Genomic DNA, 23,617 nt, shown 5'->3' on the forward strand with positions numbered 1-23,617 from the left:
TCTTGTCAATTTTGGGATTTCGGTGTATAATGAAAAAGATATTAACAAGAGGAGTAAACTAATGACAAAAGCAAATTTTGGTGTTGTAGGGATGGCTGTTATGGGCCGCAACCTTGCGCTTAACGTTGAATCACGTGGCTATACAGTAGCCATTTATAACCGTTCTGCTGATAAGACTGAGGATGTTGTGGCAAGCAACCCTGGAAAAAACTTGGTACCTAGTTATGATGTAGAAAGCTTTGTTGCTTCTATTGAAAAACCTCGCCGTATCATGTTGATGGTTCAAGCTGGACCTGGTACAGATGCAACAATCCAAGCATTGTTACCACACTTGGATGAAGGCGATATCTTGATTGATGGCGGTAACACTTTCTATGAAGACACAATCCGTCGTTCTAAAGAATTAGCAAACTCAGGAATTAACTTTATCGGAACAGGTGTATCTGGTGGTGAAAAAGGTGCCCTTGAGGGTCCTTCTATCATGCCTGGTGGTCAAAAAGAAGCCTATGACTTGGTAGCAGACGTTTTAGAAGAAATTTCAGCAAAAGCACCAGAAGATGGTGCGCCATGTGTTACATACATTGGTCCGGATGGTGCTGGTCATTATGTTAAAATGGTTCACAACGGTATCGAGTATGGAGATATGCAATTGATTGCTGAATCATATGATTTGATGCAACATTTGCTCGGCTTGTCTGTTGATGAAATGGCTGATATTTTCACTGAGTGGAATAAGGGTGAATTAGATAGCTACCTGATTGAAATCACTGCGGATATCTTGAAACGCAAAGATGATGAAGGCCAAGATGGACCAATCGTTGACTACATTTTGGATGCGGCTGGTAACAAGGGAACTGGTAAATGGACAAGCCAATCATCACTTGACTTGGGTGTGCCATTGTCATTGATTACAGAATCTGTATTTGCTCGTTATATTTCTACATACAAAGAAGAACGTGTGGCTGCAAGTAAAGTTCTTCCAAAACCAGCTCCGTTTGCCTATGAAGGGGATAAGGCTGAATTGGTCGAAAAAATCCGTCAAGCCCTTTACTTCTCAAAAATTATGTCTTATGCACAAGGCTTTGCACAATTACGCGTAGCATCTAAAGAAAACAACTGGAACCTACCATTTGGTGAAATCGCAAAAATCTGGCGTGCGGGTTGTATCATTCGTGCTCGCTTCTTGCAAAAAATTACAGATGCATACGGCCGTGATGAAGATTTGGCAAACTTGCTTTTGGACGAATACTTCCTTGATGTAACAGCGAAATACCAACAGGCTGTTCGTGATGTTGTTGCTTTGGCAGTTCAAGCAGGAGTTCCTGTACCAACTTTCTCTGCAGCGATTACATACTTTGATAGCTATCGTGCTGAAAACTTACCAGCCAACTTGATTCAAGCACAACGTGACTATTTTGGTGCTCACACATATAACCGTAAAGACAAAGAAGGTGTCTTCCATTACGACTGGTATAGCGAATCAAAATAAGAATAGATGGGCGTGAGAGCGCTCTTCTTTCTAGTCATGATTCGATTCCTAAACCATGCAACTATAGAAAAAGGATGAACAATGGCTAAGAAAATTTTGATTGCTGGGAAAGAGCGTAATCTTTCACATTTTGTTTCCATGGAACTTCAGAAGAAGGAGTATATCGTTGATTATGCTTCAACAGGGAAAGAAGCTTTATCACTAGCTCATGAGACAGACTTTGATTTGGTTTTGATGAGTTTCCAATTATCCGATATGTCCAGCAAGGAGTTGGCTAAGGAGCTTCTTGCAATCAAACCTGCTACGGTGATGATTGTAGTTGTCGAACCAACAGAAGTGGCTGAACATGGGGAAGATGTATTGACGTATGCGGTATTTTACGTTGTGAAGCCATTTGTTATTAGTGACTTGGTGGAACAAATTTCCGATATTTTCCGTGGTAGAGATTTTATTGAAACAAATTGTAAACAGGTTCATTTGCATGCGGCCTATCGAGATTTAAAAGTTGATTTTCAAAACCGAACGGTCACACGGGGAGATGAGTTAATCAACTTGACGCGTCGAGAATATGATTTGCTGGCGACATTGATGAATAGTCCAGAACCAGTTAGCCGAGAACAGCTTCTTGAACGAGTCTGGAAGTATGAAGCGGCCTCTGAAACCAATGTTGTGGATGTCTATATCCGTTATCTTCGTGGAAAATTAGATGTTCCAGGACAGGCTTCCTATATTCGGACGGTACGTGGTGTTGGCTATACCATGAGAGATTAGAGACAAGAGAGAGTGTAAAGCTCTTTCTTTTTGTTTCTACCTATGTTAGAATGGTATGGATTATAAGGAGTATGAATCTATGAATTCGAAATTGAAAGAGCAGTTGATTTTGCTCATTTTTGCTGGGCTGGTCTTATTAACAGTTTTAAATTGGTCAACAGTTTATAGCGGAATCTTAACGGTACTTGGGAGCATGAACTCACTTCTTATTGGTGGACTTCTTGCCTTTATATTAAATGTTCCAATGAAAAAAATAGAGGACTTGATTGAAAAAGTTTCTTTTTTAAAAAAATCCAAGCGAGCTCTTGCCATCTTGAGTGTACTCATTGCGTTCATCTTAATTGTCACAGGACTGGTTCTTATTGTTCTACCAACGCTTGTAACAACTTTATCGGAATTAGTTTCTGTTAGTAGTACAGCCGTTCCAAAATCGATCAATGCTTTAACATCATTTTTACAGTCTTATGGTCTGCTATCTGGTCAGATAGGCGAACAAGTTTCGAGTCTATTGGATCAATTGAAGAATTTGACCTTTGTATCCAGTCTCGTGGCGCCGATACTTTCTGGACTTGTCTCAAATGTGACAGGGATTTTCTCGAACACAATGACCTTAGTCATGGCTTTCTTCTTTACCTTAGCCATTTTGGGTAGCAAGGAACATTTACTATCTATGACACAAAAATTATTACAAGCTATCCTACCAACTAAAGCCGTCAAGGTAGTCAATTATATTGGAGAAGTGATTATTGATACCTACGATCGATTCTTGATGAGTCAGATTGTAGAAGCGTGTATCATCGGGGTTTTGGTATTTGTAAGTTACTCTGTTTCAGGAATCCCTTATGCAAGCATGGCTGGAATTTTAGCAGGTGTATTGTCCTTTGTGCCCTATATTGGTCCATTTTCAGCATGTCTAATCAGTGCTCTCTTTGTTGCTGTTCAAAATCCATTGCTGGCTCTGTGGTCTATTGTACTTTTCCAAATCATACAATTAATCGAAGGAAATGTGATATACCCCCGTGTTGTCGGGCAGTCTGTAGGACTTCCTACTGTATTTACTTTGGCAGCAGCATTGATAGGTGGTAATTTATTTGGTCTGTTAGGTATGATCTTCTTCACACCGATCTTTGCAGTTGTTTATCGATTGGTAAAAGAATGGGTATATAGTCGATTGAAGATGAAAAATCAGATTGTTGAAGGAAAGTGATTTATTCGCTTTCTTTTGTTTTTGTTCAAATTATGCTATACTGAGATGATAAAGTTTTTGTAGGAGAGTGAGTATGCGTTGTCCAAAATGTCATAGTTTAAAATCAAGTGTAATAGACAGCCGTCAAGCAGAAGATGGCAACACAATTCGTCGTCGTCGCTCGTGTGACCAATGTGGTCAACGTTTTACCACATATGAACGGATTGAGGAAAAAACCTTAGTTGTAGTTAAAAAAGATGGTACCAGAGAACAATTTTCTCGCGAAAAAATCTTTAATGGAATCATTCGTTCTGCCCAAAAGCGTCCTGTATCAACCAGTGATATCGACGAAGTGGTTAACCGCGTAGAACAAAAGGTCCGCTCAATTAGTGATGCTGAAATTGAAAGTGACGTAATTGGTAATTTTGTGATGGAAGAATTGGTTGAATTAGATGAAATTACCTATGTACGTTTTGCTTCAGTCTATCGTTCGTTCAAGGATGTTGGTGAATTAGAAAATCTGCTCAAACAGATGATTTCGAAGGGGAGCAAGGTAAAAACGGGAATAAAAGATGAAGCCAAATGATTTATTTACCTATATAAAAACAAATGCCTTCATTCCAGATGTTGTCAGTTTGAGTCAATGTTACCAACCCATCATTGGGTTTGATGCTTTAGCGCTTTATTATTACTTTTATAGTTTTTCCGACCAGGGGCAAGGACGTTATAAATGGGCTTCGATTCTCAACCATATGGATTTTGGTATGAATCGATTGGAAAAGGCCTTAGATGTCTTGACAGCCATGGAACTTTTGGAACTCTATCGTGCGGATGAGTTGACTGGAATAGCTGTACAGGCTCCTTTAACTGTAAAAAACTTTTTAACCAAGCCCTTGTATAAGAATTTGTTGGCTAAAAAGATTGGGGAAGCTAGTGTGGATAGCTTACTGGTCCATATTCCAAAACAGGAACAAAATATTTCCAAGAATTTTTCACAAGTGTTTACAATGGATGGACAGATTCCTCTTACTTTTGAACCCAATCGTGATTTTGATTGGTCAGCATTTAAAGCTCTGATGGCTAAAGATAAATTGCATTTTCAAGATGAAACTGAGGATATTATCGCACTTAGTTACATAGCAGAGCAGGCAGGTTGGACCTGGTTGGAAACCTATCGTCAGGCTAAAACAACAGCTATTGGACAGACGATTTCAACCAAACGATTGCAGCAGTCACGTCAGTCATTGCCAAAAGAAAAAATCGACCTCACTGGCCAGGAAAAAGCTATTGTTCGGGAAGCGAAATCGAAATCCAGTCTTGTATTTCTGTCTATCTTAAAGGATCAGCGCAAAGCAACTATAACCATGGCTGAGCGGAAATGCTTAACGGATTTGGCAAACATAGGGTTGCTTGATGAGGTGATTAATATCTTGGTTCTCTATACTTTCAATAAGGTTGACTCTGCCAATCTCAATGAAAAGTATGCAATGAAGCTTGGAAATGATTTTTCTTACAAGGGAATTGGCAGTGCAGAGGCGGCTGTTGTCTATCTCAGGGATTTGAAGTCCAGCCAATCACAAAGCAAACCAAAACAAGAAACAAAAACCAATGTACCTGAGTGGAGTAAGGAAGAGGTTCAACAAGAACAAACACAAGAAGGTCAAGCCAAGTTGGCGGCTCTTTATCGTGAGTTAGAAGAAATGGAAAATAAAGGAGGTAGCTGATGAAATCAGTTCAAGATAAGTTGTCGCAGGCAACAAACCCAAGCCCAAAATCTTATCAGCAACTCTATCAAGAGATAGTGAGTGATGCTGAAGTTGCTGCCTTTATTAAGAAAGAAGGGTTGACTCAAAAGGAGATAACCCTGTCCATTTCCAAATTTTTGGAATATATTAGCCAGCGTGATTTGTTTGTAAAACAAGATGAGGCCTATATCGCCAAAGGTTACCAACCTGTTTTGGTCATGAATGAAGGCTATGCGGATGTTTCCTATCTCGAAACAGAGGAATTGGTCGAATACCGTCGTTTGGAAGCTATCAAGAATCGAATTCAGCTTATCAATATGCCGGCAAGTTTGAAAAATGTCACTGTGGCAGATATTGATAAGAATGATGAAAATCGTGTGGAAGTCATGCTAGCCATTACGGATTTTGTCAAACGCTTTGAAGAAAAACCAAAAGGTCTTTATATCTATGGTAACTTTGGTATTGGTAAAAGCTATTTGATGGCCTATTTAGCCAATTTGTTATCAAAAACCCATCTTCAATCAACCACCATGCTCCATTATCCAACCTTTGTTGTCGATATAAAAAATGCCATCAAAGATGGTTCTGTCAAGGAGCGAATTGACGAAATCAAGATGGCTCAAGTCTTGGTATTAGACGATATCGGAGCGGAACAACATAGCCCGTGGGTGCGAGATGATGTTTTACAGGTCATTCTTCAGTACCGTATGCAGGAAAATCTGCCGACCTTCTTTACTTCCAATTTCTCCTTTGATGATTTGGAACGTCATTTTGCATCTGGCAAGTCTGGTGATGAGACCTGGCAGGCCAAGCGGGTTATGGAGCGGATTCGTTATTTAGCACGTGATTTACATTTGAAAGGAAATAACCGCCGATGAATGAAACGATTGATTTAATGTTGAACCATAGCTCTGTTCGTCGTTTTACAGAGGAGCCTCTTGTAGCAGAAGATCTTGAAGCAATCATCGCAGCTGGTAGAGCTGCCTCTAGCTGGAAGAATTTCCAGTCCTATTCCATTGTTGTCGTCCAAACAGAAGCGAAAAAACAAGCACTATATGACTTGGTACCACAGCCTGCCATTCTACAAGCTCAGGCAATTCTTGTTTTTGTGGGGGACCACAATCGTGCCAGCAAGGCGGCGGTGCTTCATGGTTCAGACTTTGATGCCAAAGGACCAGAGAATCTCCTGATTTCATCAGTTGATGCTTCCTTGGCCGGTCAGAATACCTTATTAGCGGCAGAAAGCTTGGGCTACGGCGGAGTGTTTATTGGACTGATTCGCCATAAGGCTTTAGCAATAGCGGAGCTGTTCAATTTGCCGGATTATACCTATCCCATTTTCTGTATTGCTCTAGGGCGGCCTGCTCAGCATCATCCAGTTAAACCACGTTTGGCAAAAGAAGCTATTGTTTTCCATAAAGAATATGTAGAACAAGGCGTGGAAGCAATTGAAACATATGACTTAGTACAGACTGAATATGCAGGAGCTCGCCAAACAGAAACCTGGTCTGAGCGCCTAATTGCTCAATTTGGTCAGCCAGAGCAGCCTGAAACGAGGGCTGTATTAGAAAAAAATAAACTATTGTAAACTAGAAGAGGAGGAGCTATGGCTCTACCAACTATTGCCATCGTTGGACGTCCCAATGTTGGTAAATCAACCTTATTTAACCGTATTGCGGGGGAACGCATTTCTATCGTAGAAGACGTGGAAGGTGTGACCCGTGATCGTATTTATGCTACTGGTGAGTGGCTGAATCGTAAGTTTTCCTTGATTGATACAGGCGGTATTGATGATGTGGATGCACCTTTCATGGAGCAAATCAAGCATCAGGCTGAGATTGCCATGGATGAAGCGGACGTTATCGTCTTTGTCGTATCAGGCAAAGAAGGTGTGACGGATGCTGACGAGTATGTATCGCGTATCCTTTATAAGACAAACAAACCAGTTATTTTGGTTGTCAATAAAGTTGATAACCCTGAAATGCGTAATGACATCTACGATTTCTATTCACTCGGTCTTGGCGATCCTTATCCAGTATCTTCTGTACATGGTATCGGAACAGGGGATGTCCTGGACGCTATCATTGAAAACCTACCAGCTCAGGAAGCAGAAGAAAATCCAGATATTATCAAGTTCAGCTTGATTGGTCGTCCAAACGTTGGTAAATCCAGCTTGATTAACGCTATTTTGGGTGAAGAGCGCGTGATTGCGTCGCCTGTTGCTGGAACGACTCGTGATGCCATTGATACGCACTTTACAGACCCAGAAGGTCAAGAATTTACCATGATTGATACCGCAGGGATGCGCAAGTCTGGTAAGGTCTATGAAAATACGGAGAAATACTCTGTTATGCGTGCCATGCGTGCCATTGAACGTTCGGATGTCATATTAATGGTCATCAATGCTGAAGAGGGTATTCGTGAGTATGACAAACGCATCGCAGGTTTTGCCCATGAAGCTGGCAAGGGAATGATTATCGTGGTCAACAAGTGGGATACGCTTGAAAAAGACAACCATACCATGAAACAGTGGGAAGACGACATTCGTGACCAATTCCAATACTTGTCTTATGCACCAATTATCTTTGTATCGGCTTTAACAAAACAACGTTTGAATAAGTTGCCTGAGATGATCAAGGCTATTAGTGAAAGCCAGAATACTCGTATTCCATCGGCTGTTCTCAACGATGTCATCATGGATGCCATTGCTATCAATCCAACACCGACTGATAAGGGGAAACGCCTCAAGATTTTCTACGCGACACAGGTTGCGACCAAGCCACCGACATTTGTGGTCTTTGTCAATGAAGAAGAACTCATGCATTTTTCTTACATGCGTTTCTTGGAAAATCAAATCCGTAAGGCCTTTGTCTTTGAAGGAACACCGATTCATTTAATCGCTAGAAAGCGGAAGTAAAGTTCCGAATAAAAAGAGGGTAACCTCTTTTTTCTTTGCAAGCATTCACAAATATGCTAGAATGAAAGTAGGAGGAATTTGTATGATATCAATTCCAATATGGCGATTATTCTTTCTATTGCTTGCAATCTCAGCTTTCTATTTTATTTTCTATGAAGACAGTCAGTATAAACCTTTCGGCTTTCGGTATTGGCTGGGTCTGGTAGCCTGTCTTTGGGTTACTTTTGCGACCTTTATTTCCTATTTTATTGCTTTTACATGTGGTTCCACCATGGTCTATAATCGATTTGAACAGCCTACGGTTTTGCTTTTCATCTTCATTTTGTTATTTGCAATTGGCCTTAGCTTCCTATCCCTACATGCAATTAAAACCCTTGTCCGACGAACAAAGTATTACCGACAGGTCAGAAAGGAAGAATAGTGTGGATTTTTTTAGTGAGTTGTTGGTTGAGTTTTTGACTGGTCTAGCAGACTTTGATGAAAGGAAACACCCTCCCTTTGGATTTCGCTACTGGCTAGGTTGGTTAGGAGTTCTGATTCATGTCTTACTCTTTGCCTTGCTTACTTGTGTAACCGTCTTCTTTTTCGTATTTTTCTTGGAAGGAAAAGGCTTGATGAACGTAGTAGTAGCGATTGTTTTCTTGTTGCTTGCTTTATTTTGGCTTTGGAAATGCGGAAAAACTATCTTGAAAATGTGGCAAGTAACGATTTATTATTCTACTATTTATTAGAGACATCAGTTTAACAGCTGATGTTTTTTTTTGATGTCTAGTCGGAGAAAATTCCCCTAAAATCTGCTATAATGGAATGATAATGATTTTGATATAGTTAGTATTGTCATTTTGTTTACAAGAGGGTTTGGGTAACCTTATGAGGTTGAAAATAGGGAGTGTAGTTTGCAATAGTCGTAATGGTCAGACTTGCAGTGAGAAGCAGGATTGTAGAAATTTGCTACGGAAATCGATTCTCCAGCTTTTCACACTTTGCATTTATAAAAAGACAAATGACAAAAAGAAAAGGAGCTTGAATGGGTCGTATGATGCCGGGGCGGATTCGCCAAGAAGGAATTGATTTATACGAGGCTGGACAATTGACAGTTCTTCAAAGTAAGAATGGCAAAATGGAGCTTGATATTGCCGGAGAACACTTTGTGTATGGAGATGAGGATAGCGATTTACAATGTAGCTGTCAATTATTTCAGAGCAAGGGTTATTGCCAACATTTAGCTGCCACGGAGTATTTCTTGAAAAATGATACGTCGGGCAAGGATATAAGTCAATCCATGAAAGAAGAGGGGGATGAACATAAAGAAACCGTTCGTCGAACCTATTTTGGTGGTCTGTTTTTAGATGAGATTCTTCGTCCAAAGCCAGAAATGGGGATTAAGTATCAGTTATCTGTGGAAGGAAGTTTGTTGCCTTTTGATCGTCAGATTGATTGGACTTTGAAAATTTCCCGTCTGCCAGATAGTCGTTCTTATATTGTAAGAGATATTGGTGCATTTTTGCGTCTGGTAAAGGTTAATGGTTATTACCAAATTGGGAAAAATTATTATGAGCTGGTTGCGTATGAAAATTTTGATGAGCCTAGTCAGGCTTTGTTAGATTTTCTATGGAATTTGGTACCAGAGAAAGTTGGATTGGACTCAGATATTCTCATACATTTTGGAAGACATTTTCGCTTACCTCAGGCCTATTTTGAAGAAGGGCTGGAATTGCTGAACCAGCTAGCTGTATTTGAATTTTCGTATCAGCAGCAATCTTATCGTTCTATGAACGTTTTTCCATTGAGTGAAGATGCAGGTTTGTTTCACTTTGATGTAACGGTCCACACGCACATGATTGAAATGGTCATTCATGAGAAATCTTATCGACAGCTATTTCAAGGGCGTTTTCTATTGGTGGATGGGATTGTTTATAGTGTCAATCGCTGGCAAGAAAATCTGATTCGCCATCTATCAGAATTAGTCCCAACTGAATCTGGCCATAAAAAAGTTCAAGTTGATTTCAGCGATCAAGATCGACTGGCACTGAGTTTATTAGATTTGCAAACGATTGGTAGTGTGTCAGCTCCAAAACGGTTTAGGATATATGATTTTAAGCCAGAGTTTTACATTAAGATGGAAGCAGATGGTCGTCTATGTTTGCAATTGCTGTTAAACTTTGGTGGTAGAATGGTAAGCAGTGAAGAGGAATTAGCTCTATTACCATTTGCGAGCCATTTCCAACACTTGGAGGCTGTTTTTCAAACAATCCATCTGGCTGGTTTTCATGGAACCTATAAGGCTTATAGGGCTTCGCTTAGTCAAACAGAGTTATATCCTTTTTTCCGTCAGCAAGTACCAGCTTTGCAAAAAATGGGGAAAGTGGTCTTATCAGATGATATTCAAGATTTACTCATTGAAGCTAAGCCACAAATAGAGGTGACTCGTAATGGTTCACTTTTGGATATTTCTTTTGATTTGTCCGGAGTTGATCCGATTGAAATTGATCAGGCCATTCAGGCTTTATTAAATCAAGAAGACTATTATACTAGTACCAGTGGAAAGGTCTTAGTCTTTGATGAAGACACAAAGAAAATTAGTCAAACTCTTATTAACTTACGAGCCCGCCACAATCAAACTGGACAACTTCAGGTCCATGCTTTAGCGGGATACCAATTGTCTCAATCTTTTGCAAACTTTGAACAAGTCCAATTTACGAAAGAGTTTTTAGAAATGGCAACCTATCTCGCTCAGCCAGAACGTTTCCCACTTCCTGAATTGAGAGTCACTACCCCGCTTAGAGATTATCAACAGATTGGTGTTAAATGGTTATCTATGTTAGATACTTATGGTTTTGGAGGGATTCTAGCTGATGATATGGGATTAGGAAAGACCTTACAAACCATCTCTTTTTTGACTAGTCGACTAAGTGAAGACTCAAAAGTATTGATATTAGCACCTTCCAGTCTCATTTATAATTGGTTAGAGGAGTGTAACAGATTTGCACCTGAACTTGATGTGGCTGTTGTTCATGGTACCAGAGAACAACGTGAAGAGATTATTGCAAATAGAAAGCAAATTTTAGTGACATCTTATCCGTCCTTTAGGCAGGATGTAGAGCTATACAAGCAGGAGCGATTTGATTACCTCATTTTGGATGAGGCTCAGGTCATGAAAAATGCCCAATCAAAAATTGCCCAATTACTTCGTGAATTTGAAGTAGGGAACTGTTTTGCCTTATCTGGAACACCGATCGAAAATCACTTAACAGAATTATGGTCTATTTTCCAAATCGTTCTTCCAGGATTGCTACCCAATAAGCAAGCCTTTAGTAAGATGACAGCTAAAGAATTAGCTCGAACTATACAACCATTTGTGTTGAGGCGTCATAAAGAAGATGTTCTCAGAGAGTTACCAGATTTAATTGAAGTCAATGTTCTGAATGAATTAACTGATGAACAAAAGACAGTTTATTTAGCACAACTTCAACAAATGCAATCACAAGTTCTTGGTGCAACTGATGCGCAAATTAATCGAAGTAAAATCGAAATACTGTCGGGAATCACTCGATTAAGGCAAATTTGCGATACTCCAAGCCTATTTTTGGATTCCTACAAGGGGGAAAGTGGCAAGTTAAATAGTTTGAGAGAATTATTAATTCAATTAAAAGAAGGGAATCGGCGAGTTCTTATTTTTTCTCAGTTTCGAAATATGTTAGAGCAAATTGAGTCTCAACTGGAAGAAATTGGATTGACATCCTATACCTTAACTGGCTCAACTCCTGCAAATCAACGACAGGAAATGACTCAAGCATTTAATGCAGGTAGTCGAGATGCCTTTCTTATTTCATTGAAAGCAGGCGGTGTTGGCCTGAATTTAACAGGAGCTGATACAGTCATATTGGTAGACTTATGGTGGAATCCAGCTGTTGAAGCACAAGCCATCAGTCGTGCCCACAGAATGGGTCAAACAGAGATGGTTGAATGTTACCGATTGATTACTCGTGGGACTATTGAAGAAAAAATTCTAGAGCTACAAGAGAATAAAAGAAATCTTGTAAAGACAGTACTTGATGGAAATGAAAGCCGCTCACAATTAACTGCAGAGGATATCCGCGAGATTTTAGGAATCCAATAGGTGGACATATACAGGATAAGGAAAAATTACAAAAATGTGGTATAATATGTCTTTGAAAGGAATGACTTATGATTCGACAAGAGAGAAGATTTCCATTAGTTGCAGATAACGAGATTCTGATTGGTGCCAACCCTGTAATGAGTTTATATGATGAAAGTGATTTAATCAGTAATATTAAAGGGCCGTATCAGGAGCGAGATTTCGTAATGGCTACAGAAAAAAAGAAGTCAGCTCAAGATAGTTCTAGCTCCCAGTCAGAAGACGAGCTATTACCACCACTTTTTGAAGCTACACCGAGTCGATACTCAAGAAAAGATCGGCAACAGTTTGTAAGGGCCAAATCACCTGCTGAAAAAACTCAAGGACAACTGGCTCGCGAAAAAGCAAGAGAGGATTTAAAGAAAAAACGGTCGGCTGGTTATTTGAGAGATGAGAAGACTGTGATTCAACCATCTCGTGTCCGACCAGTTGTTGTTCCATCTGAAACTACAGTTGGAACAAAAGTGGATAGACTGACTCGCTTGGCTAATAATTTACGTCAGTCAGAGTATATTTTAGCGGATATGCCAACTGTCTATTCACTCAAGAAAGAGGATCGTGAACAAGTTCAATCTGTAAAAAAGAATTCTTACGATTTTTTGAAAAAAAGCCAAGTCTATAATTATCCAGAACGGACTATTCAGAGAGAACGTCAGCTTGCACAGGAATTGAATTTAACACATATAGAAGAGGAACGAAATGTCTAAAGTCTATCATTTTATTGGAATAAAAGGGTCTGGTATGAGTGCGCTCGCTTTGATGTTACATCAAATGGGGCACAAGGTACAGGGGAGTGATGTAGAAAAGTATTACTTTACTCAAAGAGGGCTGGAACAAGCTGGCATTCCAATCTTGCCATTTGATGAAAAAAACATCACAGCGGATGTTGAATTAATTGCAGGTAACGCCTTCCGTCCAGACAATAATGTTGAAATCGCATTTGCTGATGAACATGGATATACCTATAAACGCTACCATGAATTCTTGGGCGAATTTATGAAAGGCTTTACAAGTCTTGGTGTTGCAGGAGCCCATGGTAAGACCTCAACAACAGGGCTCTTAGCGCATGTTATGCGTAATATTACGGATACATCGTTTCTAATTGGTGATGGTACTGGCCGTGGTTCAGCAAATGCACAGTATTTTGTATTTGAGTCAGATGAATATGAACGTCATTTTGCACCCTACAATCCGGAATATAGCATCATCACAAATATTGACTTTGACCACCCAGATTACTTTACAAGTCTTGAAGATGTATTTAACGCTTTCAATGATTATGCAAAACAGGTTAAAAAAGGTCTCTTTGTATATGGTGAAGACGAGCAACTCCGAAGAATTACTGCAAATGCTCCCATCTTTTACTATGGTTTAAAGGAAAACAATGATTTTATTGCCTATGACCTCAAACCTTCTACTACAGGATCACAGTTTAAGGTGCGTCACGGTGAGGAAGAGTTGGGTGAATTCCAAATTCCGACATTTGGTAAGCATAATGTGATGAATGCAACAGCTGTTATTGCTACCCTCTATGTCGCTGGTTTCGATTTGCAGTTGGTTGCAGAGCATTTGAAGACTTTTGGTGGTGTAAAACGTCGCTTCACTGAAAAAGTGGTCAATAACACAGTCATTATTGATGACTTTGCTCACCATCCAACTGAAATCATTGCGACGATTGATGCCGCTCGTCAAAAATATCCTAGTAAAGAATTGGTTGCCATTTTCCAACCACATACCTTTACTCGCACCATTGCCCTCTTGGATGAATTTGCAGATGCTTTGAATGGTGCTGATGCAGTATACCTTGCTCAAATTTATGGTTCAGCACGTGAAACAGATAATGGTCAAGTTAAGGTAGAAGATTTGGCAGCTAAAATCAATAAAAAAGGTGGCTTAGTTACTGTTGAAAATACATCACCACTGTTGGATCATGACAACGCAGTCTATGTATTTATGGGAGCAGGGGACATTCAGTCATATGAGTACTCATTTGAAAGACTTTTGTCCAACCTTACAAATAATGTTCAATAAAGTGGGAGACGGAGGCTTTTAGCCCCTGTTTTTCCGCTATTTAAGGGAAAATATATGGAAATTCGTTTTGCAAAATTCTCAGATTTAGAGCAAGTAGTGGAGCTTGAACAAGCTAATTTTTCAAGCCAGGAACAAATTTCGGAAGCTGTCCTTGCTACCTATCTTGACAGGCTTCAAAAAACATGTCTTGTAATGGAAAACAATGGTGAATTAGTGGGCTTTATCCTCTCATGCCCATGCACCACGCCTAAGGTGACAGATGCGATTTTTTATTTATCTTCTGATACGATTCCAGTTGGTAATTATCTAGCTATTGCTAGTTTATCTGTGTCGAAAAATTATCAAGGACAGGGAATTGGAACACTATTATTAGCAGCGTTGAAAGAAGTTGCTCTTCAAGAAGGTTATGTGGGAATTGCTTTAACTTGTAAAGAAGTTTTAGTCGGTTATTATGAAATAAATCATTTTACAGATTTCGGACCTTCTGAGTCAGAATTTGGTGGTACTTCATGGTTTGATATGTACTGGAATGCTCCCTAAAACAGGAATTTCTTGCATTTATAAATGCTTTAAGTTATAATGAATGGTAACTGTGTGAAAGGAGTGTAATTGTGACAAAAGAGAATGATAACAATGCACAGCCTTCAAGTTTTCGTGATCAAATTTTACGTGAACTAGAAGAATTGAAAGCCCAGCGCCTTGAAGGACAACCGGAAGAGACCTTGTCTCAAGTAAATGATAAAGTTGTTGAGGAGATTGAGGCAATCGCTTCTGTTGCGAAAAATGAAGTTGATCATAGTGAAGTCGCTGAATTCGAACCTGAAGAGCTTCCAAAAGTATTAGAAGAGAGTGCTGATGAGAGTATTTCAGAAGAAATAATAGTATTTGATGAAAAACAAACTGATAGCAATGTGGGAGATCAACCACAACCTGTATTACAAGATACAGTTGAACGTAATTTGGAAGAACTTAGAAATTTCATTTCAGCTAATCCAGAACTTTTAGGAGATCAGTTGCTTGAATCTGAAAAAATGGGTTCTACTTCAGTTCAGTCTGAAGAGAGTTTTGATGCTCATTCAACAAGTCCATCGTTAGAGGACACATTTATTGACTTCCCTAAAGAAGATGTTTCGACTGTTACTGGTGATACAGAAATTATTCCACTAGAAGCGACTTTGATAGCCCCTTCAGTGGCAGTTTCAAAAGAGCCAATAAAAGTCGAAGAAAGTCAACCAAGACGCCGTACACATAGTAAAAATAAGCAAAAACGAAAGAAACAGGACAGAACGGCCAAAAGAATTGTTGCGGTGGTTATGTCATTAGTAGTTGTCTTCTTTTTAGCTACTTGTACGTTTGGTTTCTTCTGGGTAAAATCAAGCTTGGAGCCTGTTAATACTGAAGCCACAAAAACGATTCAAGTGGAGATTCCTGAAGGATCATCTACTAAGGAAATCGCAAATATTCTCTTTGAGAATGACCTAATAAAAAATGCTACTGTTTTTAATTATTACTCAAAAATTAAGAGTTATAATAATTACCAGAGTGGATTTTATAACCTATCACAAAGTATGTCAGTAGATGATCTTGCGAAAGCTTTGCAAGAAAGTGGAACACCGACTGCTCAAGAGGAACCTGCAGGAAAAGTGTTAATCGTTGAAGGTTATACCCTTACACAAATTGCGAATTCAGTTACATTGAATGCAAAAACGGATGATAAAACTGATAAAACACCATTTACCAGTGAGGAATTTTTAACTACAGTAACAAATCAAGAATTCATTGATCGAATGGTTGCAACCTATCCAAACTTATTTGCTAGTCTACCTGCTGCGGATAGTGGAGCTATTTACAGATTAGAGGGATACCTCTTCCCAGCTGTTTATGATTATTATGACGATACAACAATCGAAGACTTGGTTGAGCAGATGATTTCAACTACAGATGCTCGCCTTCAACCTTATTATGAAGCGATTGCTAATAAAAACCTAACTGTAAATGAAGTACTGACACTTGCTTCTCTTGTTGAAAAAGAGGGATCAACAGATGAAGATCGTCGTAATATTGCAAGTGTATTCTTTAATCGCTTAAATGCAGAAATGCCTCTTCAGTCCAATATTGCAATTCTCTATGCCCAAGGTAAACTAGGAGAGGAAACAACTCTGGCCGAGGATACGAATATTGACACTTCAATCGAATCTCCTTATAATATTTATTGGAGGACTGGACTGATGCCAGGACCAGTTGATAGTCCAAGTCTGGCTGCGATTGATGCAGTTATTAATGCGAATACAACGGACTATCTCTACTTTGTAGCTGATGTTACAACAGGAACTGTTTACTTTGCTAAGACGATTGAAGAACATGATCAAAATGTTGCAAATTATGTCAATGCGCATTTAGAATAAATTAGTCTTTACTAGAACAAAATTATGTGGTATTCCACATAATTTTGTTTTCTTGAAAAAAATGAAAAAGGAAAAGAACATGGCAGAAAAAACATATCCAATGACCTTGGAAGAAAAAGAAAAATTAGAAAAAGAATTAGAAGAATTAAAACTCGTTCGTCGTCCAGAAATTGTGGAACGTATAAAAATTGCACGTTCATATGGTGACCTTTCAGAGAACTCTGAATATGAAGCAGCAAAAGATGAACAAGCATTTGTTGAAGGTCAAATTTCAACAATTGAAACCAAAATTCGCTATGCTGAAATTGTAAATAGTGATGCAGTTGCTGCAGACGAAGTGGCAATTGGTAAAACTGTAACAGTTCAAGAAGTTGGTGAGACTGAAGAGGAAGTTTACCATATTGTCGGTGCAGCTGGAGCTGATGCTTTTGCTAATAAAATTTCTAACGAAAGTCCAATTGGCAGAGCCTTGATTGGTAAGAAGACAGGGGATGTAGCTACAATTGAAACACCAGCAGGTAGCTATGATGTGAAAATTCTAGGTGTTGAAAAAACTAAATAATAGTGTGGAGAGAGTCGTAAGATTCTCTCTTTTTATTCGCGAAGGTACTAAAAAAGATTGGGAATCCCAATCTTTTAGTATTTATTATCTAGAACGTTGTTTTCCAGAATTACGATTTTTCTTCTTATTGTTTGTTTTTCCTTCAATGACTGCTGAAGCAGTTGGAGTAACATCCTTTGTTTTACGAGGAGTTGCTGTCACTGTGATATTTTTGAATTCCTCTTCCACTTGTTTACGAATACGAGGTTTCAAAATGAAGTTTGTAATAGCTTGTTGAAGAATACCGAAGAGACCACCGACAACCCAGTAGAGAGTCACTCCAGCAGGAGACCCAAATGAGAACATCATGATCATAATTGGATTCATCAGAGCCATGGTTTTCATTTGTTTTTTCTGTTCTTCATCCATGCCGACTTGCATTAAGAGCGATTGGGCATAGTACAAAATACCAGCAACGACTGTCAAAATCAGGCTAGTTGAACCTAAATTAATACCAAGGAAAGTGGCTTCAGAAATTCCTGGTGTGTGGCGAGCCGCAAAGTAGATCGCAGAGAAGAATGGCATTTGAATCAGCATCGGCAAACAACCGATTCCGCCGAGCATGCTCACACCGTATTGTTTTTGAGTTGCAAAATACTCTTGTTGCGCAGCAAGTTGCTCTTCTTGAGAGCTTGCATTTTTCATGCGCTCCTGGATTGGGCCTAAAATCGGTTTGAGATAATTCATCTTCTCAGATTGGATAGCAGCTTTCCAAGATTGGTAAATTCCCAATGGGAGGATGATGAATCGAACCAATAAGGTGACGATGATAATAGCAAGACCAAATCCTAGAGCTTGATCTTCTGCAAAGAAGCGAATTAAGTTGGACATTGGTTGTCCCAACCAATCCCAAATGAGACCTGTAGGATTTCCGCTTTTATCAGTTTGAACACAACCAGATAAGAAAAGAAGTGTTGATAAGGCCATGCCTGACAACATGAGTAGACGTTTATTTTTCAATTTTTTTCGTTCCTTTATTTTTTTCAGTATACTCTCTATTTTACTTTTTTTGACGGAAATATACAAGTTTTATCTATAGCTAACCTGAAAATCCTTATAGTCCTCAAAATTGGCCAGGGTAACATCTAGGTAGGTCACTTTGGCCATACGAGAGGGCCCTTTTCGTATTTCATGAATAAAATGGCTGAGCTTCTCAGCATTTTCTGATTGGGCGAGGATGGTTACAGTACCATCTTCGTTGTTCCAGACCCTTCCAGTTATATCACCAATTTCCATAGCAAGGTATTGGACAGACCATCGAAAACCAACTCCTTGGACAATACCAGATGCAATCATTTTTACCTTACGCATAAGCTTCTCCTTTTGACAAGACCTTTACTTTATTATATCATGGTTGGGTAATCCTGTTCACCATCTTGATGATGATTTCTTGACGGAATAAGATATATTTGGTATCAAGAGTACCTGGTATTTTATTAATAAAGTTGTTGAACAGTAAAAGAAAAGGGACAAACATGGACATTATTCGCTCAAAGGCCAATCATTTGGTCAAGCAAGTTAAAAAATTACATCAGAAAAAATATCGGACCTCTTCCTATCTGATTGAAGGCTGGCATTTGCTGGAGGAAGCGATGGAGTCTGGAGCCAATATTGAGCATATTTTTGTGGTGGAAGAGTATTTTGAAAAGGTTGTAGGTTTAGCCAATGTGACTGTTGTCAGTCCTGAAATTATGCAAGATTTAGCTGATTCTAAGACACCTCAGGGGGTAGTAGCTCAACTTGCTTTGCCGAGCCAACTTTTACCTGAGACTTTGGTTGGAAAATTTTTGGTTCTGGAAGATGTGCAGGACCCTGGAAATGTTGGGACAATGATTCGTACAGCTGATGCAGCTGGTTTTGATGGAGTATTTCTATCGGATAAGTCGGCTGATATTTATAATATGAAAGTGCTTCGTTCCATGCAGGGGAGTCACTTCCATTTACCAGTTTATCGAATGCCGATGGCAGCGATCCTTTCGGCTTTAAAAAGCAATCAGATACAAATCTTGGCAACAACCCTCTCTAGTCAGTCGGTTGACTATAAGGAAATTACGCCAAAATCGAGTTTTGCCTTGGTAATGGGAAACGAAGGTCAGGGAATTTCTGATTTAGTGGCTGAAGAAGCGGATCAACTTGTCCACATCACCATGCCAGGTCAAGCTGAAAGTCTCAATGTGGCGATTGCAGCAGGAATTTTACTGTTTAGCTTTATTTAAGCCAATTGTACTATAGTGTGGTATAATAATCCAACGAGGTTCAAAGAATGGTTGCATATAAACAAGATAAAGAATACATGGACTATGTGGGGCATTTAATTGCTACACCTAAAGTTCAAAAATTGGGGAAGATTCCTCATCATTATTACTCCACACGGTTGGAACATTCCATTAACGTATCTTATACAAGTTATAAAATTGCGAAAAAGTTCGGATGGGATGCAAAATCGACCGCTCGCGGTGGACTATTACACGATCTCTTTTTCTATGACTGGAGAGATACTAAGTTTAATAAAAGTCATGCTTGGGTTCATCCACGGATTGCTAAGCGCAATGCTCAAAAACTCATTCAACTTAATAAATTAGAAGAAGATATTATTGTGAAGCACATGTTTGGTGCAACGATTGCTCCTCCTCGCTATAAAGAGTCTTGGATTGTGACTTGTGTTGACAAGTATTGGGCAGTAAGAGAATGGAGTCTGCCTATGCAACACAAGTGGAAAAATCGCAAGGTCTTTCGTTTTCAATAAGATGATTTAAAGGAGAATATCATGAATAACGATTCTTTTATTATTAATCAGGTGGATAACACCGCCCTTAACCGTTTCTTTGGCAAGATTTACGGAGTGGTTGCTATGGGAATTGGACTATCAGCATTAGTATCACTCCTAGCTGTGACAGTATTTCAACCTTTGCTACTTAGTTTGCTTAGTGCAGGTTCCCTCTTCATGATGCTGATCATGATTGGACAGCTTGCCTTGGTTGTTTCTGCTTCAGCAATGGCAGCTAAAAATAGTCCAATGGCTTTACCAATGTTTCTTGCTTACTCAGTGACAAATGGTATCACCATTAGCATGATTTTGATGTTCTATACTAGTGAAACAGTTGTGCTTGCCTTTGTGTCAGCGGCTCTCATGTTTGCTATCATGGCTGTAATTGGGATGACAACGAAGAGAAACCTTTCTGGTATGGCTCAGGCATTGCGTGCAGCTCTTTGGGGAATTATTATTGCAAGCGTTATTAATATCTTCCTTCGTAGCTCAGGTCTAAGCTTTATGATGTCTATCATTTCTGTTTTGGTATTCTCAGGTTTGATTGCTTATGACAACCAACGTATCCGCAATGTTTTCGAACAAACTGGTGGTAATGTTGGTCAAGGTTGGGTCGTATCTATGGCGCTTCAGCTCTATCTTGACTTTATTAACCTTTTCCTCAACTTACTCCGTATCTTTGGTGGATTGAGTCGAGACTAATTATGACATATAAAAAAGAGGGTTGCCCTCTTTTTTATATGTCGTTTGTTATGCTAGAGCTCCCATTGGATCCCATGGGGCAAGGATTTGTGGTTGAGCTTGATAAGCTGCTAGTTCTTCTGGTGTGAGGAATTCTTTTCGGACAACAATTTGATAAGTGTATTCGTCCATCCAGCTATCTGATGCGACGAAGTATCCCTTGTCACCAACCTTGTCACCCCAAGAGTTTTCCACTTTCCATTTGAGAGGTTGCTCATTGTCGTCTAAATCAACTCCAGTTAAGACCATAGCGTGGGTCATCAAACTTTCGGAGTAGTCTAATCTTCCAGCCTTGTCTTGATGGAAATGGATACCCAGACCTGAAGAGAAGTCGTAGGTGTTGGTTGCCATAATACCAGTTTGACGATTGCTACTTTGACCGACATCGGAACCAAACCAAACGGATTCACCAGCTTTGAGTTGGGCAATAGCCAGTTCTTTAAACCTGTTCATTTCTACATTGAGGTAGCGGACAGCAGGGGCGCCAACAACGTTCCCCAACAATTCGACTGTATATGATTTATTGTAGGGTTTGTCAGTTGTAGGAGCATTGATAATGGAGACATAGTCAGATAGTTTCAAACCAACGTATTTCTCGTAGAATGCCTGAGGTGTGACATTTGTATCACGGTGATAGACATTGTCTTTATCTCTATATGCAAAATCAAAGCTGCGTGGAGGGAGTCCAAGGTTGACGGCTAGGAAGTTAAAGATTTCTTGAAGTAAGTTTTCTTTTTGTACTTGAACTTCTTCTGAGGAAGCTCCTTTGGCAAGGAGGTCTCGCAAGATTTGTGCATCTTGACGGAGCAATTTGTTAAGGTACTGATTGAGCTCACGGCTGGCACTGGATGAGATTGATTCTGGATAGACGGATTTCGGTACCACACCATATTTTTCAAATAAGGCAACAACCATATCCCATTGACCGCCATCTTGTTGCGGGGTATCCAATAAGAATTTTACCTTACGGCTACCAATTTCTTGGTCAGCTGTGGCGATGATTTGTTCGAGGAACCAGTTGGACTTTTCATATTTATCCCAAAAGAAGGTATGGGCCTGTGATAGCTCAAAATTTTCCAGCTTGAAGTCTGAGATGAGTTTGTGGCGGAAGGTATTCAATGCAGCAAACATCCAGCAACGTCCAGAAGCCTTTTGGTTTGAAACAGCGTCCTTGGTCAAGTCGATTGAAAAGACATAGTCATTGTCAATGGCGCTTTGGCGTGTTTCTAAGGATTTCAAAAGTCCGTTGTGGCTCACGGTATTTTCGGTTGCCTGTAGGCTTGGATTAGCTAGATAATTGGCATACAAGCGTTCTGTAAAATCAAAATCTAATGTTGACATATATTACTCCTTTTTTAATGATATTCACATTATAACGCTCATAATTTATTTTGCAAGTATTTGGTGGAGTTGAAAGCTACAGTTCCTCACATATTTGTGATATAATAGGAAAAATATTTGATGAGGTAGCGACATGACCAAGACACCATTTGTTAGTAAAGAAATTTTGGATACCATTACGGAGCAATTTCCGACTCCTTTCCATTTGTATGATGAAAAAGGCATTCGTGAGAAGGCGCGTGCCCTCAATGCAGCTTTTTCATGGAACAAGGGCTTTAAGGAATATTTTGCGGTCAAGGCGACTCCGACACCCGCTATTTTGAAAATTCTACAAGAAGAAGGCTGTGGAGTGGACTGTGCAACAGATGTAGAAGTGCTGATGAGTGAAAAATTGGGCTTTAAAGACATCATGTTTACATCCAATGATACCCAAGCGCAAGAATTTGTCTATGCTCGAAAAGTTGGGGCGACCATTAACCTTGATGCCTATGAACACATTGAGTTTTTGAAAAATGTTGCTGGTATCCCAGAAACGGTCTGCCTCCGTTACAATCCTGGAGGAGTCTTCTCACTGGGAACGGACATTATGGACCACCCAGAAGAGTCTAAGTTTGGGATGACCAAAGACCAGCTCATGAAAGGCTATAAGGAGCTGAAAGAACTGGGTGTAAAGCAGTTTGGTATTCATGCCTTTTTAGCTTCGAATACAGTAACAAATGACTATTATCCTGTCTTAGCTCGTCAACTCTTTGAATTGGCCTTGGAAATTCGTGAGGAAACAGGTGTGACCTTGGACTTCATCAACCTATCAGGTGGGATTGGGGTCAACTATCGTCCTGAGCAAGAACCAAACGATATTGCTATCATTGGTGAGGGTGTTCGAAAGGTTTACGAGGAAATTCTCACGCCAGCTGGTATGGGACATGTTAAAATTTTTACAGAATTGGGTCGCTTTATGTTGGCGCCACACGGTCACTTGATTACAAAGGTGCTTCATCGTAAGGAAACCTATCGGACTTATATTGGTGTCGATGCATCAGCTGCCAATCTCATGCGTCCAGCCTTTTACGGTGCTTACCATCACATCACAAATGTGACACGTCCAGATGCCCCAATCGAAGTGGTGGATGTGGCTGGTTCCCTCTGTGAAAACAACGACAAGTTTGCAGTTAATCGTGAATTACCACGGGCAGAAGTAGGAGACACCTTGGTCATTCATGACAGTGGTGCCCACGGCTTCTCCATGGGCTACAACTACAATGGTCGTCTGCGTTCCTCTGAAATTCTTTTACAGGAAGATGGCACAGCGCGTATGATTCGTCGTGCAGAAAGACCTGAGGATTATTTCGCAACCATTTACGGTTTTGATTTTGACAGGTAAGTCTTGGAAAAGACTAGGGAATTTGGTATAATAGGGATATTGAAAGATTGTTAAAAACAATCCAGAATTATACTTTTTAGAAA

Annotated in this window: 23 protein-coding genes; 20 read left to right on the forward strand and 3 right to left on the reverse strand. The window is 39.7% G+C overall.

From position 1 onward, the window contains the following. Positions 1 to 61 precede the first annotated feature (61 nt). From gndA to greA, 16 genes are all read left to right on the forward strand, one after another. Positions 62 to 1,489 carry an NADP-dependent phosphogluconate dehydrogenase gene (gndA, locus tag L6410_RS02600; protein WP_237395827.1) on the forward strand — a complete coding sequence of 476 codons (1,428 nt, stop codon included), beginning with the start codon at positions 62 to 64 and terminating at the stop codon, positions 1,487 to 1,489. A gap of 81 nt (positions 1,490 to 1,570) precedes the next feature. Continuing rightward, complete coding sequence (locus L6410_RS02605) at positions 1,571 to 2,260, forward strand: response regulator transcription factor (protein ID WP_024391133.1); 690 nt, start codon at positions 1,571 to 1,573, stop codon at positions 2,258 to 2,260. 79 nt (positions 2,261 to 2,339) lie between these two features. After that, on the forward strand, positions 2,340 to 3,467 hold the full coding sequence (locus L6410_RS02610; protein WP_172041000.1) for an AI-2E family transporter: 1,128 nt from the start codon (positions 2,340 to 2,342) through the stop codon (positions 3,465 to 3,467). Positions 3,468 to 3,540: 73 nt separating this feature from the next. Beyond that, positions 3,541 to 4,032: a transcriptional regulator NrdR gene (gene nrdR, locus L6410_RS02615; RefSeq protein ID WP_024391135.1), complete on the forward strand. Its 492-nt coding sequence runs from the start codon at positions 3,541 to 3,543 to the stop codon at positions 4,030 to 4,032. Beyond that, positions 4,019 to 5,170, forward strand: a complete 1,152-nt coding sequence (locus L6410_RS02620) for a replication initiation and membrane attachment family protein (protein WP_237395828.1) — start codon at positions 4,019 to 4,021, stop codon at positions 5,168 to 5,170. The genes nrdR and L6410_RS02620 overlap by 14 nt, the downstream gene beginning before the upstream one ends. Continuing rightward, positions 5,170 to 6,069 (forward strand): primosomal protein DnaI, encoded by a 900-nt coding sequence (dnaI, locus tag L6410_RS02625; RefSeq protein ID WP_172024958.1) that lies wholly within the window; start codon positions 5,170 to 5,172, stop codon positions 6,067 to 6,069. The genes L6410_RS02620 and dnaI overlap by 1 nt, the downstream gene beginning before the upstream one ends. Next, entirely contained in the window at positions 6,066 to 6,779 is a 714-nt protein-coding gene (locus L6410_RS02630) for a nitroreductase family protein (RefSeq protein ID WP_237395829.1), read from the forward strand. Before dnaI ends, L6410_RS02630 begins: the two co-directional genes overlap by 4 nt. Before the next feature lie 18 nt (positions 6,780 to 6,797). After that, a complete protein-coding gene (der, locus tag L6410_RS02635; protein ID WP_024391139.1) occupies positions 6,798 to 8,108 on the forward strand; it encodes a ribosome biogenesis GTPase Der in 1,311 nt (436 codons plus the stop codon). An 82-nt stretch (positions 8,109 to 8,190) separates the two neighbouring features. Next, positions 8,191 to 8,529: an MFS transporter gene (locus L6410_RS02640; RefSeq protein ID WP_237395831.1), complete on the forward strand. Its 339-nt coding sequence runs from the start codon at positions 8,191 to 8,193 to the stop codon at positions 8,527 to 8,529. A gap of 1 nt (position 8,530) precedes the next feature. Further along, positions 8,531 to 8,839, forward strand: a complete 309-nt coding sequence (locus L6410_RS02645; RefSeq protein ID WP_024391141.1) for a hypothetical protein — start codon at positions 8,531 to 8,533, stop codon at positions 8,837 to 8,839. A gap of 296 nt (positions 8,840 to 9,135) precedes the next feature. After that, complete coding sequence (locus tag L6410_RS02650; RefSeq protein ID WP_237395833.1) at positions 9,136 to 12,228, forward strand: pilus expression-regulating Snf2 family helicase; 3,093 nt, start codon at positions 9,136 to 9,138, stop codon at positions 12,226 to 12,228. Between the two features lie 68 nt (positions 12,229 to 12,296). Next, entirely contained in the window at positions 12,297 to 12,974 is a 678-nt protein-coding gene (locus L6410_RS02655; protein ID WP_024391143.1) for a divisome accessory protein ZapJ, read from the forward strand. Next, positions 12,967 to 14,298 (forward strand): UDP-N-acetylmuramate--L-alanine ligase, encoded by a 1,332-nt coding sequence (gene murC, locus L6410_RS02660; protein ID WP_024391144.1) that lies wholly within the window; start codon positions 12,967 to 12,969, stop codon positions 14,296 to 14,298. The genes L6410_RS02655 and murC overlap by 8 nt, the downstream gene beginning before the upstream one ends. 54 nt (positions 14,299 to 14,352) lie before the next feature. After that, positions 14,353 to 14,838: a GNAT family N-acetyltransferase gene (locus L6410_RS02665; RefSeq protein WP_024391145.1), complete on the forward strand. Its 486-nt coding sequence runs from the start codon at positions 14,353 to 14,355 to the stop codon at positions 14,836 to 14,838. A 71-nt stretch (positions 14,839 to 14,909) separates the two neighbouring features. After that, positions 14,910 to 16,703, forward strand: coding sequence for an endolytic transglycosylase MltG (mltG, locus tag L6410_RS02670; RefSeq protein WP_237395847.1), 1,794 nt, complete (start codon positions 14,910 to 14,912; stop codon positions 16,701 to 16,703). Between the two features lie 79 nt (positions 16,704 to 16,782). Beyond that, positions 16,783 to 17,265 (forward strand): transcription elongation factor GreA, encoded by a 483-nt coding sequence (greA, locus tag L6410_RS02675; protein ID WP_024383831.1) that lies wholly within the window; start codon positions 16,783 to 16,785, stop codon positions 17,263 to 17,265. Positions 17,266 to 17,349: 84 nt separating this feature from the next. Here the strand turns inward: greA and yidC are convergent, their stop codons facing one another. Together yidC and L6410_RS02685 are read right to left on the reverse strand one after the other, a co-directional pair. Further along, on the reverse strand, positions 17,350 to 18,264 hold the full coding sequence (gene yidC / locus L6410_RS02680) for a membrane protein insertase YidC (protein WP_024391147.1): 915 nt from the start codon (positions 18,262 to 18,264) through the stop codon (positions 17,350 to 17,352). 69 nt (positions 18,265 to 18,333) lie between these two features. Next, positions 18,334 to 18,615, reverse strand: coding sequence for an acylphosphatase (locus tag L6410_RS02685; protein ID WP_024391148.1), 282 nt, complete (start codon positions 18,613 to 18,615; stop codon positions 18,334 to 18,336). A 164-nt stretch (positions 18,616 to 18,779) separates the two neighbouring features. Here L6410_RS02685 and L6410_RS02690 point away from each other — a divergent pair, with 164 nt between their 5' ends. The 3 genes from L6410_RS02690 to L6410_RS02700 are packed head-to-tail and all read left to right on the forward strand — an operon-like array spanning position 18,780 to position 20,773. Next, complete coding sequence (locus L6410_RS02690; RefSeq protein ID WP_024396415.1) at positions 18,780 to 19,520, forward strand: TrmH family RNA methyltransferase; 741 nt, start codon at positions 18,780 to 18,782, stop codon at positions 19,518 to 19,520. A gap of 47 nt (positions 19,521 to 19,567) precedes the next feature. After that, positions 19,568 to 20,050, forward strand: coding sequence for an HD domain-containing protein (locus L6410_RS02695; RefSeq protein WP_002938294.1), 483 nt, complete (start codon positions 19,568 to 19,570; stop codon positions 20,048 to 20,050). A 21-nt stretch (positions 20,051 to 20,071) separates the two neighbouring features. After that, on the forward strand, positions 20,072 to 20,773 hold the full coding sequence (locus tag L6410_RS02700) for a Bax inhibitor-1/YccA family protein (protein WP_237395849.1): 702 nt from the start codon (positions 20,072 to 20,074) through the stop codon (positions 20,771 to 20,773). Positions 20,774 to 20,821: 48 nt separating this feature from the next. Here L6410_RS02700 and pepC read toward each other — a convergent pair whose 3' ends face one another. Further along, positions 20,822 to 22,153 (reverse strand): C1 family peptidase, encoded by a 1,332-nt coding sequence (pepC, locus tag L6410_RS02705; RefSeq protein ID WP_237395852.1) that lies wholly within the window; start codon positions 22,151 to 22,153, stop codon positions 20,822 to 20,824. 133 nt (positions 22,154 to 22,286) lie between these two features. On the opposite strand from pepC, the gene L6410_RS02710 reads away from it, so the two are divergent. Further along, the gene (locus L6410_RS02710) at positions 22,287 to 23,534 is read left to right on the forward strand and encodes a diaminopimelate decarboxylase (protein ID WP_237395854.1); all 1,248 of its coding nucleotides are present in this window, start codon (positions 22,287 to 22,289) and stop codon (positions 23,532 to 23,534) included. Positions 23,535 to 23,617 lie beyond the last annotated feature (83 nt).

It is taken from the genome of Streptococcus parasuis (genome assembly GCF_021654455.1).
Taxonomy (GTDB): Bacteria; Bacillota; Bacilli; order Lactobacillales; family Streptococcaceae; genus Streptococcus; species Streptococcus parasuis.